The 15435-nt window shown below is 43.1% G+C and carries 17 protein-coding genes; 6 read left to right on the top strand and 11 right to left on the bottom strand.

Annotated features, from left to right (window positions below):
• Window position 1 precedes the first annotated feature (1 nt).
• The 8 genes from tsf to DB520_RS00660 all read right to left on the bottom strand — a co-directional run bounded on the left by tsf (window position 2) and on the right by DB520_RS00660 (window position 6481).
• On the bottom strand, window positions 2-832 hold the full coding sequence (gene tsf, locus DB520_RS00695; RefSeq protein WP_114747758.1) for a translation elongation factor Ts: 831 nt from the start codon (window positions 830-832) through the stop codon (window positions 2-4).
• Window positions 833-984: 152 nt separating this feature from the next.
• The gene (rpsB, locus tag DB520_RS00690) at window positions 985-1746 is read right to left on the bottom strand and encodes a 30S ribosomal protein S2 (RefSeq protein ID WP_114747757.1); all 762 of its coding nucleotides are present in this window, start codon (window positions 1744-1746) and stop codon (window positions 985-987) included.
• 45 nt (window positions 1747-1791) lie between these two features.
• Window positions 1792-2178: a 30S ribosomal protein S9 gene (gene rpsI, locus DB520_RS00685; protein WP_114747756.1), complete on the bottom strand. Its 387-nt coding sequence runs from the start codon at window positions 2176-2178 to the stop codon at window positions 1792-1794.
• A gap of 12 nt (window positions 2179-2190) precedes the next feature.
• Window positions 2191-2634 carry a 50S ribosomal protein L13 gene (gene rplM / locus DB520_RS00680; RefSeq protein WP_114747755.1) on the bottom strand — a complete coding sequence of 148 codons (444 nt, stop codon included), beginning with the start codon at window positions 2632-2634 and terminating at the stop codon, window positions 2191-2193.
• A 183-nt stretch (window positions 2635-2817) separates the two neighbouring features.
• Entirely contained in the window at window positions 2818-3528 is a 711-nt protein-coding gene (locus tag DB520_RS00675; RefSeq protein ID WP_114748708.1) for an RluA family pseudouridine synthase, read from the bottom strand.
• A 231-nt stretch (window positions 3529-3759) separates the two neighbouring features.
• A complete protein-coding gene (locus DB520_RS00670; protein ID WP_114747754.1) occupies window positions 3760-4848 on the bottom strand; it encodes a sensor histidine kinase in 1089 nt (362 codons plus the stop codon).
• A 6-nt stretch (window positions 4849-4854) separates the two neighbouring features.
• A complete protein-coding gene (locus tag DB520_RS00665; protein WP_114748707.1) occupies window positions 4855-5544 on the bottom strand; it encodes a response regulator transcription factor in 690 nt (229 codons plus the stop codon).
• Between the two features lie 136 nt (window positions 5545-5680).
• Window positions 5681-6481, bottom strand: coding sequence for a DUF3108 domain-containing protein (locus DB520_RS00660; RefSeq protein WP_114748706.1), 801 nt, complete (start codon window positions 6479-6481; stop codon window positions 5681-5683).
• Between the two features lie 187 nt (window positions 6482-6668).
• Here DB520_RS00660 and recA point away from each other — a divergent pair, with 187 nt between their 5' ends.
• Window positions 6669-7700 (top strand): recombinase RecA, encoded by a 1032-nt coding sequence (recA, locus tag DB520_RS00655; protein WP_114747753.1) that lies wholly within the window; start codon window positions 6669-6671, stop codon window positions 7698-7700.
• A 78-nt stretch (window positions 7701-7778) separates the two neighbouring features.
• On the opposite strand, the gene DB520_RS00650 is transcribed toward recA, so the two are convergent.
• A complete protein-coding gene (locus tag DB520_RS00650; RefSeq protein ID WP_114747752.1) occupies window positions 7779-9029 on the bottom strand; it encodes an ABC transporter permease in 1251 nt (416 codons plus the stop codon).
• A gap of 123 nt (window positions 9030-9152) precedes the next feature.
• On the opposite strand from DB520_RS00650, the gene queA reads away from it, so the two are divergent.
• The 5 genes from queA (at window position 9153) to DB520_RS00625 (ending at window position 13741) form a co-directional block, all read left to right on the top strand.
• Complete coding sequence (gene queA, locus DB520_RS00645) at window positions 9153-10202, top strand: tRNA preQ1(34) S-adenosylmethionine ribosyltransferase-isomerase QueA (protein ID WP_114747751.1); 1050 nt, start codon at window positions 9153-9155, stop codon at window positions 10200-10202.
• Between the two features lie 228 nt (window positions 10203-10430).
• On the top strand, window positions 10431-11105 hold the full coding sequence (locus DB520_RS00640; RefSeq protein ID WP_114747750.1) for a 2-C-methyl-D-erythritol 4-phosphate cytidylyltransferase: 675 nt from the start codon (window positions 10431-10433) through the stop codon (window positions 11103-11105).
• 118 nt (window positions 11106-11223) lie between these two features.
• Entirely contained in the window at window positions 11224-11952 is a 729-nt protein-coding gene (locus DB520_RS00635) for a LiaF transmembrane domain-containing protein (RefSeq protein WP_114747749.1), read from the top strand.
• An 11-nt stretch (window positions 11953-11963) separates the two neighbouring features.
• Window positions 11964-13004: a sensor histidine kinase gene (locus DB520_RS00630; protein WP_157971884.1), complete on the top strand. Its 1041-nt coding sequence runs from the start codon at window positions 11964-11966 to the stop codon at window positions 13002-13004.
• Window positions 13001-13741, top strand: coding sequence for a LytR/AlgR family response regulator transcription factor (locus DB520_RS00625; RefSeq protein ID WP_114747747.1), 741 nt, complete (start codon window positions 13001-13003; stop codon window positions 13739-13741). Before DB520_RS00630 ends, DB520_RS00625 begins: the two co-directional genes overlap by 4 nt.
• Before the next feature lie 56 nt (window positions 13742-13797).
• On the opposite strand, the gene DB520_RS00620 is transcribed toward DB520_RS00625, so the two are convergent.
• Both DB520_RS00620 and DB520_RS00615 read right to left on the bottom strand, forming a co-directional pair.
• Window positions 13798-14019, bottom strand: a complete 222-nt coding sequence (locus DB520_RS00620) for a DUF2795 domain-containing protein (RefSeq protein WP_010855875.1) — start codon at window positions 14017-14019, stop codon at window positions 13798-13800.
• A gap of 81 nt (window positions 14020-14100) precedes the next feature.
• Complete coding sequence (locus tag DB520_RS00615) at window positions 14101-15348, bottom strand: DUF349 domain-containing protein (RefSeq protein ID WP_114747746.1); 1248 nt, start codon at window positions 15346-15348, stop codon at window positions 14101-14103.
• Window positions 15349-15435 lie beyond the last annotated feature (87 nt).

The raw sequence follows: 15435 nt of genomic DNA, 5'->3' as shown, positions 1-15435 counted from the left end.
ATTATCCTATAGAGATTCGCTTAAATTCAGCTACAGTCAAACCTTTGTTTACTCCATCAAGGTATTGTGCAATGGTCTTGCTGCTGTCTTTCACGAAAGCCTGGCTAAGCAGGGTGTTCTCCTTGTAAAATTTATTTAGTTTTCCCATAGCGATTTTTTCGAGCATGGCCTCTGGCTTACCTTCCTGGCGTGCCTGGTCCTTACCTACTTCGATTTCACGCTCTACCATAGTGGCATCCACGCCATCCTTGTCCACAGCTACAGGATTCATCGCAGCAATTTGCATTGCCACATCCTTTCCTGCCTCTTCTACATCAGCTCCGTTGGTATTGGTGAGGGCCACCAATACACCGAGTTTGCCGTTGGAGTGGATATAGGGTTCTACCTTTTCTCCAGTCACTCTTTCCAAGTGGGAAACTTCGATTTTCTCCCCTATTTTACCTGTCATCTCGGTGATTTTCTCCCCGATGGTGATGTTCTCGTAAGGTAGTGCCAAAACAGTTTCCACAGAGGAAGCGTTTTCTTTTACGGCAGCTTCCAAGATACTATTAGCCAAGGCTACAAACTCTTCATTTTTGGCTACGAAGTCGGTTTCGCAAGTCAAGGAGATCATGGTGCCTTTGCTGCCATCTTCGCTTACGTGTGTAGCCACTACGCCTTCTTTCGTTTCACGGTCTGCCCTTGAGGCAGAGACTTTTTGTCCCTTTTTTCGCAGGATATCAATAGCTTTCTCAAAGTCGCCTTCAGCTTCGGTAAGTGCCTTTTTACAGTCCATCATACCGGCTCCGGTCATTTGTCTCAATTTGTTTACCTCTTGTGCAGTAATAGCCATTGTTGTTTCTATTTAATAAAATGAATGGTTCTTAAATTGGAATTGACCCTTCCTGTCAATAAAGCCATGTGGGTCTTAGGAATGAAAACAAAAAATTGAACACAGGAAGAACCGTATGTTCAATTTTTTGCTCAATGTTATTTCATTGTGGATTATTCGTTTGACTCAGCGTCCACTGCCTTTTTGGCTTCTTCTTCCTCAGTAAGTTTAGCGTCGTCTTTATCTTTTTTGCGCTCAGAAAGCCCTTCTTCTATGGCGGCGCCAAAGGCTTTCACCAAAAGGGAGATGGACTTGAACGCATCGTCATTGGCAGGGATAGGGAAATCCACCTCGTTGGGGTTGGAGTTCGTGTCCACCAATGCAAACACAGGGATACCTAATTTTTTGGCTTCGGCAAGTGCAATATGCTCCCGCTTGATATCTACAATAAACAAAGCCGCTGGCAACCTGGTAAGTTCTGCGATACCGCCAAGAACATTATCAAGCTTTTCTCTTTGGCGGGTGATCATCAGCCGCTCTTTTTTTGCCAGGTTGGTATAAGATTCGTCCTTCATCAACTTATCGATGGAAGACATCTTCTTCAGGGATTTTCGGATAGTGGCGAAGTTGGTCATCATTCCTCCCAACCACCTTTCGGTGATGTAAGGCATCTTTAACCTTCTAGCTTCTTCTGCCACCAAATCCTTGGCTTGTTTTTTAGTAGCTACGAACATTACCTTTTTTCCGGAGCGTACTATCTGCTTGATTGCATTGGATGCTTCTTCGAGGCAAACAAGCGTTTTGTTTAGGTCGATGATATGGATGCCGTTTTTCTCCATGAAAATAAACGGCGCCATTCTCGGGTCCCACTTTCTCGTCAAGTGTCCAAAGTGAACACCAGCATCCAGTAAGTCTTTATATTCTATTTTGGCCATTAATAAATAAATATTTGATTACATGTATAGGGAAAGAAATACCAATTATCGCTTGGAGAACTGGAATTTTTTCCTTGCTTTTCTGCGTCCTGCCTTTTTCCGTTCCACCATTCTGGAGTCCCTGGTTAGGAATCCCTCTTTTTTCAAGGCACCTCTATGCTCTGCATTGAATTCGCAAAGAGCACGGGAAATAGCCATTCGGATAGCTTCAGCCTGACCTTTTATCCCACCACCATCTACGGTGATTTTGATGTCATAAGTACCATCCTCATTGACCAATGCCAAAGGTTGTCTCACCACAATTTGGTGAAGGTCAAAAGGGAAATAAGTCGCAAGGTCACGCTTGTTTACAGTGATGGTGCCATTGCCGGGCTGCATGTAGATTCTCGCTACGGATGTTTTCCTTCTTCCGATCTTGTTTATAATTTCCATTGACGGGTAGCTTTATATTTTCACTTCTTTAGGTTGCTGTGCACTATGAGGGTGCTCTGATCCGGCATATACGTGTAGGTTGGTGTAAAGCTTCCTGCCAAGCCTGCTCTTTGGCAACATACCTCTTACCGCTTTCTCCACAAGAGTGATTGGAGACTTCTCCATCAACATCTTAGGGGTAGAAATACGCTGACCACCCGGGTACCCTGTATGACGAACATACACTTTGTCGTTCCACTTCTTTCCTGTTAGCCTAACCTTTTCCGCATTGATGACAATTACATTGTCTCCGCAGTCCACATGAGGGGTGAAGTTAGGCTTATGCTTTCCTCTTAAAATTTTTGCCACCTCACTCGCAAACCTACCTAGTACCATGGAATGGGCATCCACTACGACCCACTCTTTCTGTACAGTAGCTTTGTTAGCAGATATGGTCTTATAGCTTAAAGTATCCACTGTGTAAATGTTTAATTATTAGCTTGTTAAATACATTTCACCCTCAAAAAGGGACACAAAGATAGATGGAATAAAATATATTTGCAAAATATAATCTACTTTACTGCCTTATTTTCACAAGTATAGCTTGAAAGGGAAGGGGAAAATGGCAACGAATAGAGGAACTGTAGGGTTAGGTAGTGCTCAATCCGTTTTTTCCAGTTGTTTCACCAATACTGCAAAATCCTTGGGGTAGGGTGCTTCGATTGCGATTTCTTCGTCAGAAAATCCAATAAACCCAATAAACTGTGCATGTAGTGCCACCCGCTGCATTATGGGAAGTTCCTCTGTGTCTTTTTTCAGGTTAAACTTCCTTTTAAGCTGGCTTAGGTAGAGAGGCCTCCCCCCGTATAGTTCATCTCCCACAATGGGTGCATTCAAAAAGGACAAATGAACGCGAATTTGATGTAGCCTCCCTGTAACTGGCCGACATGCCACCAAGGTGTGGGCTTGGTATTTTTTGATGGTGCTGAAGTAGGTCAAAGCAGGCTTTCCATCCACATGGATTTTTGCCTTTCCCTTAGCGCTGCTTTGCAGGTTTCTGTCCACGGCCTTGTCTTGAAAATCGTGCAGCCCCTCTGTCACTGCATGGTATACCTTTATGACCTGCCGGTCTTCAAATTGTATAGAAAGGTGTCTGTAGGCGTCTGGGTGTTTCGCAATCACCAAGCAGCCTGAAGTCTCCTTGTCCAGCCTATGGCATACTTGGGCATCAGGGATGTATTCCCTGGCCAGTTCCAGGATATTTTGAGCCTCGTGCCTGTCCTCTAGGGTAGAGAGGTAGGGTCGCTTATTAATAATAAGGTAGTCCGCATTTTCGAATAGGATAAGGTCCTCAAACCTGATTTTTTTCATATGTTTATAATTGATTTTTATTCGCCACATAGCCTGCTCCGAACTTGATTCGGGGAACTCGATTAGGTGGAATCTCGCAATTTTAATCATCCCCCTATGTGTCGCTTGAGCCATGCCTGCCTGGCCGGTAGGCAGGCTCGATTTCATATTGGATTTTGCCTGGTAAAAGAAAATGGAGAAACAAAATTACATAAAAAAAGCCTCCTAAATAAAAAAAGGGGATGATGGGAGCTATTCCCCCTTCGATATTCTCAGCTGAGGGATAGAGTTGGGGGGTGTGTTTTCCCGATGAATTGGCAGGCTAAAGCTGAATATGGAGCCTTTTCCCAAGGTGGAGGAAACGGATATTTTGGTTTTATGACCTTCCAGAATGTGCTTTACTATGGCAAGGCCTAGACCAGTCCCACCTTGCTCCCTGGATCGGCTTTTGTCCACCCTGTAAAATCTTTCAAAGACCCTTTTGAGATCATCGGCGGGTATGCCCTTGCCATCATCCTTAACTTTTATGCCAAAGCGGTTTTTTTTAGCCTTAAGCTGAATGGTCACCTTGCCATTTTCGTGATTGTACTTTATGGCATTTGAAAGCAAGTTTTGTACTACCCTGAAAATTTTGTCCTTGTCTGCCAAGGTGATATGACTTATCTCAGGGTTATATATGAAACGGATATTGATTTCCCTTCTGTTCGCCTTATCCTCAAGTTGATCCACCACCTCTTGGATCACCTCTTTGAGGTCAAAAGGGGTGAATTGGAACTTAACCACCCCGCTTTCAATCTGGTTGAGGGTAATGAGGTTTTGAACGAGCTTGTCTAAGTTGCCCATGCTTTTTGCTGCACGCTTGAGGAATTTGTCCCTTACGCTGAGATCTTCCACAGCACCATCGAGCAGAGTATGGATATAACCTTGTGCAGCGAAAATGGGGGTTTTAAGTTCATGAGAAATATCAGCAATAAACTCCCTTCTGAACACCTCGTTTTTTTGAAGGGTCTCTATCTCCCTGTTCTTGGCGGCTGCGTAGGCGTTTATTGAGCCCTGTACTTTTTTTAAAGGGGAAAGTGAACTCCTGCTTTTTTTTTGTGGGATATGGCCGGTGTCCTTTTTTTGGATCTTTTCCAATACGGAATAGATATTGGCAATCTCCTTGAAGATCAAAAACTCTAGGCAAATATTGATCAATAAATAAGAGATTGCAAAGCTCAATCCTCCTGCTACTATCAAAAGGGTGGAATTGGTTTCTTCCAGAAGGGACAAAAAAGCAATCAAAAAAGTGGTTATGGCCAACGCCAACAAAAATGATATGCCCTTGGAAGTATTGAACATCCCTTATTAATTCTGTTCAAACTTATACCCCACACCCTTGACTGTGGTGATATAATCATCACCGATTTTTTCTCGTACTTTTCGGATATGTACATCCACTGTCCTAGCCAGTACATATACGTCCGAACCCCAAATGTTTTGGAGGAGGTCATCCCTACTGAAGACAATATTGGGGTTTTTGGCGAGGAAATAAAGCAGTTCAAACTCTTTTTTAGGTAGTACCAAGGTGGTGCCCGCCTTATTGATCGTATAGCTGCTTCTATCTATCACCAAATCCCTCACACTTATTTTCGAAACTTCCTGTTCTTTTTTGATCTCCCTTCTAAAGAGCGCCGCAATTCTACTTAATAAGGCCCTGGGCTTAATGGGTTTGTTGATGTAATCATCTGCCCCTACCTCAAAAGCGGCCACTTCGGAATATTCCTCGGACCTGGCGGTTAGAAAAACAATAAAAGCATGCTGCAATTCTTCGATCTCCCGTATTTGCCTGCAAGTCTCCACGCCGTCTTGGTTGGGCATCATAATGTCCAGCAAAATCACGTCCGGAAGAAACCTAGATGCTATTTTCACTGCTTCCACTCCGTCTGTGGCTGTTGCCACCTCATAACCTTCTTTTCGGAGGTTGTAGGTGAGTATTTCGATGATATCCTGCTCATCATCCACCACTAATACTTTTAAGTTTTTTCTTTCAGCCATTTGCAAAGGGACATCGTAAAAGGGTTCTTCAAAATTTTCCACAAAGGTAATAAATGCATAAAAATTTAAAGTAAACGCCAGATCTTCGCCTTTTAAAAGTAATCAAAATCCCAGGTATTGTTAAGAAATTGTTAACTTAATTCCTTTGGGGAGGATTGCGCAATCCTTGTGCTTCGGTGATGTCCATGTTTAGGGCACCTACCACCAGTTTAGCCTTAATTTTGACGGGGATGCGGTTTTCATCATCAGTAATCCAGACTTTGATGGGGTAGTCGCCGCTGAAAAGTTTGTTTTTGGGCATTTGAGGCAAAAAAACAAAGGTGTTGAATTCCCCAATATCCGTGGAAATTTTTTCTTTACCCTCGAATATTAACTTTAGGTTATAATTTTTCTTATCAAAGAAGCCATTGATATTTATGGCTTGGCCTTTTTTCAAACCTTTCAAGTTCATGGTGCGCAAAAGATAATACCCGCTTACAATGTCCTGTACATTGGAAGGCACATCAAATTGGGTAGTCTCCACGAGCTCCTTGTTTTCCCGATCAAAAAGCCTCACTTCTGCTTCCCGGTTTTGGTGGTCGAAATCGATGATCTCGTGTTTACGGTATCCCCCTTCCTCAATGTGCCTGTAGCTTCGATAGGGAATTATTTTTGCCGTATCCAGGTAGGTCCCCCAGTTGTCTTTCACATAAAAGAGTTTGAATATACTCAAAGTGCGTCCAAAAACGTCAATTTTATAGGCTGGCTTCTCCTGGATATAATGGATCCGGTCATGTATAATCATCTTGGCTTCTGCTGCATTAAAAAAAAGGTACTTCACGGTGAAGGTTAACTCCTCACCCTGTGTGAAAGCCTGGTTTTTCCGTAGAGGCTGACTGTCAGGCCAGGTAAAAGCCATGAAAACCAAGAAAACGATAGGCCAGGCACTGGAACGCATAAATTTAGAATTGTTGCTCTTTTTGAATTTCAAAAGACGTACCATTTTGGAAACCAAAGCCAATGGTCATTAGCTAAAATTAGTTAAACGCAATCGTAAAACAATGGTTATGCTTTTGTTGGTTATCATCTGGTGAATGTTTACTTTCACATATTCATACGTACGATACTTTTATATATTATAGATTATGAGTGCAAATACCGAAAAACTCAAAGCCCTTCAACTGACCATAGACAAACTAGAAAAAACCTACGGCAAGGGCACCGTGATGAAGCTGAGCGACAATGTCGTTCTGGACATTCCCGCCATTTCTACAGGTTCATTGGGCCTTGATATGGCTCTGGGGGTAGGGGGTATCCCAAGGGGTAGGGTCATAGAAATATATGGACCCGAATCCTCCGGAAAAACCACCCTATCTATGCATTGCATAGCAGAGGCCCAAAAAGCTGGTGGATTGGCTGCATTTATCGATGCAGAACATGCCTTTGACAAAACCTATGCGGAAAAGCTCGGCATTGATATTGAAAACTTACTTATTTCCCAGCCCGATAACGGCGAACAAGCCCTTGAAATAGCGGAACATCTTATTCGGTCAGGGGCCATAGACATCATTGTGATCGATTCCGTAGCCGCATTGGTACCGAAAGGGGAGCTGGAGGGCGAAATGGGAGACAGCAAAATGGGCCTTCAGGCCAGGCTAATGTCCCAGGCACTGAGGAAACTCACCGGTGCAATTAACAAAACCGGCTGCTCCTGCGTCTTTATCAACCAACTCAGGGATAAGATTGGGGTAATGTTCGGCAACCCAGAAACGACCACAGGGGGAAATGCACTGAAGTTTTATGCCTCAGTAAGGCTGGACATTCGAAGAATTGGCCAGATCAAAGAAGGCGCTGACAATATTTTGGGTAACCGAACCAAGGTAAAGGTTGTGAAAAACAAAGTTTCACCCCCCTTTAAAGTGGTGGAGTTTGATATCATGTATGGGGAAGGGATATCTAAAGTAGGGGAAATCATTGACCTAGGGGTAGAATTTGACATCATTAAGAAGGCAGGTTCCTGGTTTTCTTATGAGGGGAATAAGCTTGGACAAGGTAGGGATGCAGTGAAAAACCTCCTTTTGGATAACCCAGAATTAATGGAAGAACTAGAAAAGAAGATCAAGGAAAAATCCGGTTTACTGAAAAAGGGAAACCAAAAGAAAGAGGAAGAGGCCTGATCCGCTATTTCGGGATGTAAAAGGAAGATTAGGGATGCCCAGAGAGATGTAGTTCTTTCTGGGCTTTTTTATTTGGCATTAGGAGGCTCGGATGGCCTCTACGGGGTCCAGGCCAGCAGCAATACTGGCCGGGACTATACCTGCCACCATGCCAATGACGGAAGAAAGCCCGATTCCCAGCAAGATGTTTTTCAAACTAAGTATCAGCTCCAAGCTACCCAAGGGAATAAAAGTGCCTGCATACACCAAGGCCAGTCCCGAAAGACCACCTATCAAGCTGAGGAAGGTGGATTCAAATAGGAATTGGAAAAGGATAAAGTAGTTTTTGGCACCCAGTGACTTTTGTATACCTATAATACTGGTACGTTCTTTAACGGACACAAACATGATATTGGCTATTCCAAAACCTCCTATTAAAATGGAAAACCCTCCGATTACCCAACCCGCAATGCTGATAACGCTAAAGATGGAGCCAATGGCATTTTGGATGAATTCGGATTGATTAAGGGCAAAATTATCCTCCTCGCTAGGTTTAAGTCCACGTTTTGCCCTAAGCAAACCTGCCATTTCATTTTCCAAGGCGATAAGCCCCGGGTCATTATCAAAACCCTTTGCCGCTATGGTGGGTTCTATTCCGTTTTTGCCTACATAATATAGCTTAGTAAAGGCCCCAAACGGCAGGAGAATACTCTCGTCTTTTGAAGGGGCATCAAACAAACCTTCCCCTTCTTCTTCCAAAATCCCCACCACGGTAAATTTTAATCCCTTAATTTTGAATGTTTTACCTATAGATTCTTGGTTTGGAAAGAGGGCATCTGCAATCTTTACCCCTATAATTGCAACCGTTCTGGAGGCAGATACTTCTAAAGCTGTAAAATACCGGCCTCTTGCTATAGGGATATCATATACCTCATTATGTGGCACTTCTATTCCTTGTAAGTTGGCTCTTTCATAAGAGTTGCTAGCTTGTCTTACAGTTGCTCTGGCATTTGCCGATAATGTCACAGCCTCCGCGTTCTTGAGACGGTCTGCTAAAAATTCATATTCTGCAAAAGTAGCTGGGGGTCTTCGAAAGTACCTCCACCAAGGGTACTCCTGCGATCCTCCTGCAGCAAACGGAAACCTATCTACCCTGACCACATTTGAACCCAAAAAGGAAAGGCTGTTTTTGATGTTTCTTTCCAGGGAATCCACTAGGGTGAATACCGCTATAATGGAAAAAATACCCACTGTAACACCAAGCAAGGAAAGTATGGTACGGGTGAGATTGGATTCCAAAGCCTGCCAGGCGAAGCGAATACTTTCCCAAATCAATCGGATTAGCATCAAATTTGCAGTTTAGCTAAAAACTAATTGGCAAGATAAGTAGAATAGCTTATTTTTCTTATTATCTTTGCATTTTTTATAACATGAGATAAACATCAGGACATTTAATTTCCAAACAATATATACATGAAATTATCAGATTTCAAATTTGAAATACCCAGGAAGCTCATTTCTTTATACCCCACCGAAAACCGTGATGAATCCCGCTTAATGGTGGTGAACCGGGCTACTGGTGAAATCGAGCACAGGGTTTTTAAGGATATTATAGAATATTTTGGAGAAGGAGATGTTTTTGTTACCAACAATACGAAGGTTTTTCCTGCGAGGCTTTACGGCAACAAGGAAAAAACCGGTGCAAAGATTGAAGTTTTTCTGCTGAGGGAGCTCAACAAGGATCTTAGGTTATGGGATGTGCTTGTGGATCCTGCAAGAAAAATTAGGGTGGGGAACAAGTTGTACTTTGGAAACAGCGATTTAGTAGCCGAAGTGATAGACAATACCACCTCCAGGGGTAGAACCATACGGTTTTTGTTTGACGGCACTGACGAGGAATTCTATAAGACCATAGACACCCTAGGAGAAACCCCTATTCTTAAGGACTTTATTGAAAGAGAAGTGGAGGAATCCGATAGGGACCGGTATCAGACCATCTATGCAGAACATGTGGGAGCAGTTGCCGCCCCCACTGCCGGCCTCCACTTTACCCAGCATTTGTTGAAAAGATTGGAAATAAAGGGTGTGGAAGTAAGTCCTATTACACTTCACATAGGGTTAGGCACCTTTAGGCAGGTAGACGTGGAGGATCTGACCAAGCACAAAATGGATTCAGAGAACTATGACATTCCTGATGGCACGGTAAAACTGGTGAATCGAGCACTGGATCAAAAGAAAAGGGTGGTTTCTGTGGGAACTACCTCCCTGAAGACCATTGAAAGTTCCGTTACCGCCAATGGAAGACTAAAGGCAAGCAGTGGCTGGACAGATAAGTTTATAATTCCGCCCTATGAATTTAAAATTGCAAACACCCTTGTGACTAATTTGCATTTGCCCGAGTCCACTTTACTGATGACCACGGCGGCATTTGGAGGCTATGACCTCATCATGAAGGCCTATCAGGAAGCGATAAAAGAAAAATACAGGTTTTTCTCCTACGGAGACGCCATGTTGATCCTATAAATTTAAGGTGCCGAAAGGCACTTTTTTTATTTTATGCAATAGTTAAAGAGGTTTACTTGAAATCGAGCCTGTCCTGACGGCAGTCAGGGCATGACGAGCACATCACACACTGGGATGCCCCGATAGCTATCGGGGAGATGCGAGATTCCCCCGAAACAAGTTCCCCGAAGCGAGTTCGGGGCAGGCAGGGGCAAGCTTTATGTCCGCTGAAAAACAAATTATAAACAGATGAAAAAGCATGTGATCATTGTAGCGGGCGGCAGTGGCACTAGGATGGGAGGTCCAGTGCCAAAGCAATACATGACTATTGGCAATTTGCCAATTTTGATGTGGACGATTCAGGCATTTTTTGAAAACGACTCTGGGGTCAACATCCTATTGGTAATACCAGAAAACGATTTTGAGTATTGGGACAAACTCTGTAAACAATATACCTTTCAGGTTCCCCACCAGGTTGTGGGGGGAGGTAAGTCTAGGTTCCAGTCGGTAAGGAACGGGTTAAATGCCTTAAAGGGCAATGATGGCTTGGTTGCCATACACGATGGGGTAAGGCCTTTTGTGTCCAGGGAGGTGATAGACCGCAGCTTTGAGGTGGCATTGGAAGAAGGCAGTGCCATTGCAGTGATGCCGCTTAAGGATTCCATAAGGAAACTTACCGACGATGGGCGGTCCTTCTATCAGGAAAGGCAATATTTCAGACTTGTCCAAACACCGCAGACTTTCCAACTATCAAAAATTAGAAAGGCGTTTGAAATCGGGGAGCTCCATCACTTTACAGATGACGCTACCGTGTATGAACACCAGGGTTGGCAGGTGACCATGATCCCCGGCAACCTGGAAAACATAAAGATTACCACTCCAGAAGACCTTGATTATGCAGAGTACCTTTTGAATAAGAAGTAAGATCCTTTTTCTGCCGATTTTTCCCAGACATTTACCGATTTCTTTATGAGATTGGCCTATTTCCTACTGGAATTTTGGCTGCAATGACTTAGTTTTAGTAAAAAATTAATCAAAAGGGATGAGAAAGAATCAAATTATTGGTGCATTGGTTTTGATCATAGGGGGTTTGCTTTTGTTGAAGCAGTTAGGGATATTTTTCCCTGTATGGCTGTTTACCTGGCCTATGATTTTAATAGCCATTGGGATTTTGATTGGTGTAAGGCATGGGTTCAGAAATACCTCTTCGGTAGTTTTGATTTTGATTGGGGGGTATTTTTTGGCAAGAAACTACCTTGGTTTGCCCTTTGAACTCGAGAAATTTTTGTTGCCGATTGCCCTCATCATTTTGGGGATATACCTGATGGCTAATCGTAAGAAAAAGGGAGCGGAATTTTGGGAAGGCCATTTTGACCGATTTGAAAGGGAGGTCAGGACAGGAAAGTCGAAATTGAAAACCGAAGAGCAGCACATGGATTATATCAACGAGGAATCCATATTCTGTGGCAGCAAAAAAAGGGTGATCAGTAAAACTTTTAAGGGTGGGGAAATTACCACCATTTTTGGGGGTACAGACGTGGACTTGACTCATGCGGATATGGAGGCACCTGCTCATTTGGAAGTAAATGTAGTCTTTGGGGGGCTAAAGCTTATAGTTCCGGCACATTGGGATGTGCAATTGGGAGTGAGCAACATTGCCGCAAGTGTAGATGACAAGCGGTTTCTTCACCAAGGGCCTGTGGATGCGGAAAAGAAGTTGGTGCTTAGCGGTGCAGTGGTATTTGGAGGTATTGAAATCACTACGTACTAAATGAATTAGATTTGGCTTATCTACTGAGTAAAAAACCGGCAATTAGACCATGGAACTGGGTGATAGGGACATTCCTGTTTGTATTGTTAAGTGTCTCCCTCCTTTGGTATTATGGGTTGGACCTCAACCTTGCCGTTGTGGATAGTATGGTATTCGCTGTGATTCTACTGGGAGCAGCATTACTTTTGGCCAATTTGTTTACTTACTATAACCCTACTACTTCAGGCTTTCGTTATCATTTGCTATTTCCCGTGATTTTTGGATTTTCAACCTTGTTTTTGGGAAGGTCCATTTTATTATGGTTGGATTTTGAGGAATCGGGCTATAGGGAGTTTTTGGACTGGACCGTTCCCTTGCGGTTGGTATTTATGCTTTTAATTCTCTATGGACTCACCATTGTGGTGCTCTGGAAGTCCCAAACAGAAAAGGAAAACAAACTCAAGGAGAGGGAACTGCTTACTGAAAAAATATCCAAGGATGCCGAACTTTACTTCCTTAGGCAACAACTTCAGCCCCATTTTCTTTTTAACAGCCTGAATTCTATAAGTGCATTGATAGGTAGCAAGCCAGATAGTGCTAGGGAAATGATTCAACAGTTGGCCGATTTTTTTCGACTCACGGTGCAGAAGAATGCCTCCGGTTGGGAAAGTCTAGAAAAAGAGTGGGAAAGGATATCCTTATACCTGAAAATGGAAAAGGTGAGATTTGGTCACCGACTGTCCTTGGATCTACGGCTGGATGAGAAGACCTTGGAAATGCAGTTACCTCCTCTTTTGATGCAACCCTTAGTGGAAAACGCAGTCAAACATGGGTTAGATGGGTTGGTGGAAAAAGTAAATATTCTTATAGAGACTTTTTATACGCCTAAATATCTGCAAATCAAGGTTTGCAATCCTTTTGATCCAGAGGTGTCTGGGAAAAAAGGTGCTGGCTTTGGCTTGGAAAGTGTGAATAGGAGGCTTTTTTTGCTTTTTGGAAGGAAGGACTTGTTGACTTGTCAAACCTCAGGAAACTTATTTATCGTGATGTTAAAAATCCCCCAACGCCAATGAATATTCGGGTGGTAATAGTCGAAGATGAGCCATTGGCTCAAGAAATCCTGGAAGAATATCTGGTAGAAATCCCTGGCCTTCAGTTAGTGGGGAAATTCTATAATGGGTATGATGGCCTAAAAGGCATTCAGGAGCTTGCACCAGATTTGTTGTTACTGGACATTAACCTTCCTAAAATCAGCGGTTTTGAACTCTTGGAATTACTGGACGCCCCTCCGCAGGTGATTTTTGTGACTGCCTATGATACCTATGCAGTGAAGGCCTTCGAGGTTCATGCCTTGGATTACTTGCTTAAACCTTTTACAAAAGAGCGTCTTAAAACCGCTGTCGAAAAGGCCCGGGAGCGGATAGCGCTAAAGGACATGCAAAATTTGGAGAGGGTTACTCAAGATGTACAGATAGATTCTGAGCCTTTAGAAAGGGTGGTGGTGAAAACAGGGGCTAAAATTGACCTCATTCCCGTGGGGGACATTCATTATTTGAGAGCTGAGGACGATTATGTAGGCATTCACACCGCGAAGGGAAGATTTCTGAAGCTGAAGCCCATGAAATATTTCGAAGTGAAACTTGATGCGTCCATTTTCTGCAGGGTACATAGGTCCTTTATGGTCAACCTTTCCCAGGTAATAAGAATTGAGCCCTACGAAAAAGAAAGGTATAGGTTAATTCTCAGGTCAGGTATAGAGGTCCCTGTTAGCAAATCTGGGAGGCTTAGGCTCAAAAATGCTCTAGGTTAAAAATGAAAAAACCCCCAAATGGAAAACCTGTTGCCATGATGGGGGTATAAAGTTTTTTAATACTCGTCCTCGTTGAAGAAGAAGTCGTCTTTTGTGGGATAATCTGGCCAAATTTCCTCAATGTTCTCATAAGGCTCGCCATCGTCTTCCAGTTCCTGCAAGTTTTCCACTACCTCCAATGGCGCACCCGAACGGATGGCAAAATCAATCAACTCATCTTTGGTAGCTGGCCATGGGGCATCTTCCAAATAGGATGCGAGTTCTAACGTCCAATACATAATCTTTAGCGGTTAATTTTTTATCCCCTTCTAATGGGGTGCAAAAATAGAAATCTTTTCAGAATTTAAAACCTTAACGAATTAATTGTTTGTAAGTTCTCTAAGAATGTGGTTTTTGACATCCAATTTTCTCTTGTAGCCGCCAATTTTTTTATACAGCAAGTTTTCAAAGTCTTCTTCCTTGCTCCTGAAGTTTTCTGCATTCTCTTTTATGGTGTCCAGTTCTCTTTGGTCTCTGCCTATCAAGTCTTTCAAAATACCCGCCTTGATTCTTTTTTGTTCTTCACTGCTTTTTTCGTCAAAGTCGGGATATTTTGAATGGCTAAGCTTGTCAAGAAAGGATTTCTCAAATACCACGTCTTGGGAGAAGACGAAAGTACGAATATTTTGTTGCGCTTGCCGGGGTTTTTTTGGAGGAAGTTTCCTCCATTCGGCCTGTAACCTCTTGGCAGCAGAGAGTTTACCCTGGTTGATCTCCCCCTTTGAGAGAAGTTTCATCTCCTCTGCCATTTTTTCCACCTTTTTGATCAGTAAGCCTGGACTTATCTTTGGGGTTTGCTCCATGGTGCGCTTGAATTTGGAGAAAATCCTGTTGTTTAGCTTAGAAAACTCATCCCAGATAGGCTGCCTTTTTTCTGCGGGCACCCTCCCTGCTTCTTTCCATTCTTTTTGTATCTTTTTGCTGATTTGGAATGCCAATTTCACATCTTGAAGTTCGTGAGCCTGACGTGCTTGTCTCAGTAAATTTTCGTATACCTTAATGTTTTGTTCCGCTTGAAGTGCCAACCCCTCGAAGTAGTTTTTGCGGTTATTATAAAAAACATCCAAGGCCTGCTGGAATTGGGCTTCTACTTCTTCCTCCACATCCTTATCTACAGGCCCTGTCTTCACCCATCTGGTCTTCAAGTTTTTAAACTCCTCGGAGGTTGCTTTCCAATCCGTGTCGTTCATTAAGGCTTCCGCTTCTTGGATCAGCCCCCTTTTGATTTCCAGATTTCTAATTCGGTTTACTTGAATGATTTCCTCAAGGTAGGCTTCTTGGGCTTCCAGTTCCTGGATTAGGGTGGGGAAGTCACCAAGGCCGTCGTAATTCATGAGCGAATCCTTCAAATGGATCAGCTTCATCAAAAAAGAACCCTTGTTTTGGTTTTCCGCAATGTCGTGCTTCAGCTTTTCCACCTTTTGTTTGACCATATCGTATCGGTCTTCAAAATACTTAATGGTGGATGCTTCGTCTTCTTTTACTTCACCTATTACCCGGTCCTCCTGTCCCAAAAATCCCTTCAGGTAAACTTTTTCGTCTTTAATATATCCGTATGGATGTTCCATCTCAATAGGTTGGTTGTTTTCTATAAAGTGGTGGCTTTCTTCGCTGCAAATTAATTAATTATGCTTCATTATTCCTAAGAAAGGGGA

Source organism: Pleomorphovibrio marinus (assembly GCF_003347495.1).
GTDB lineage: Bacteria > Bacteroidota > Bacteroidia > Cytophagales > Cyclobacteriaceae > Pleomorphovibrio > Pleomorphovibrio marinus.
Note: the sequence above shows the minus strand (reverse complement) of the source record. Positions and strands in the feature narration are given on the sequence as shown.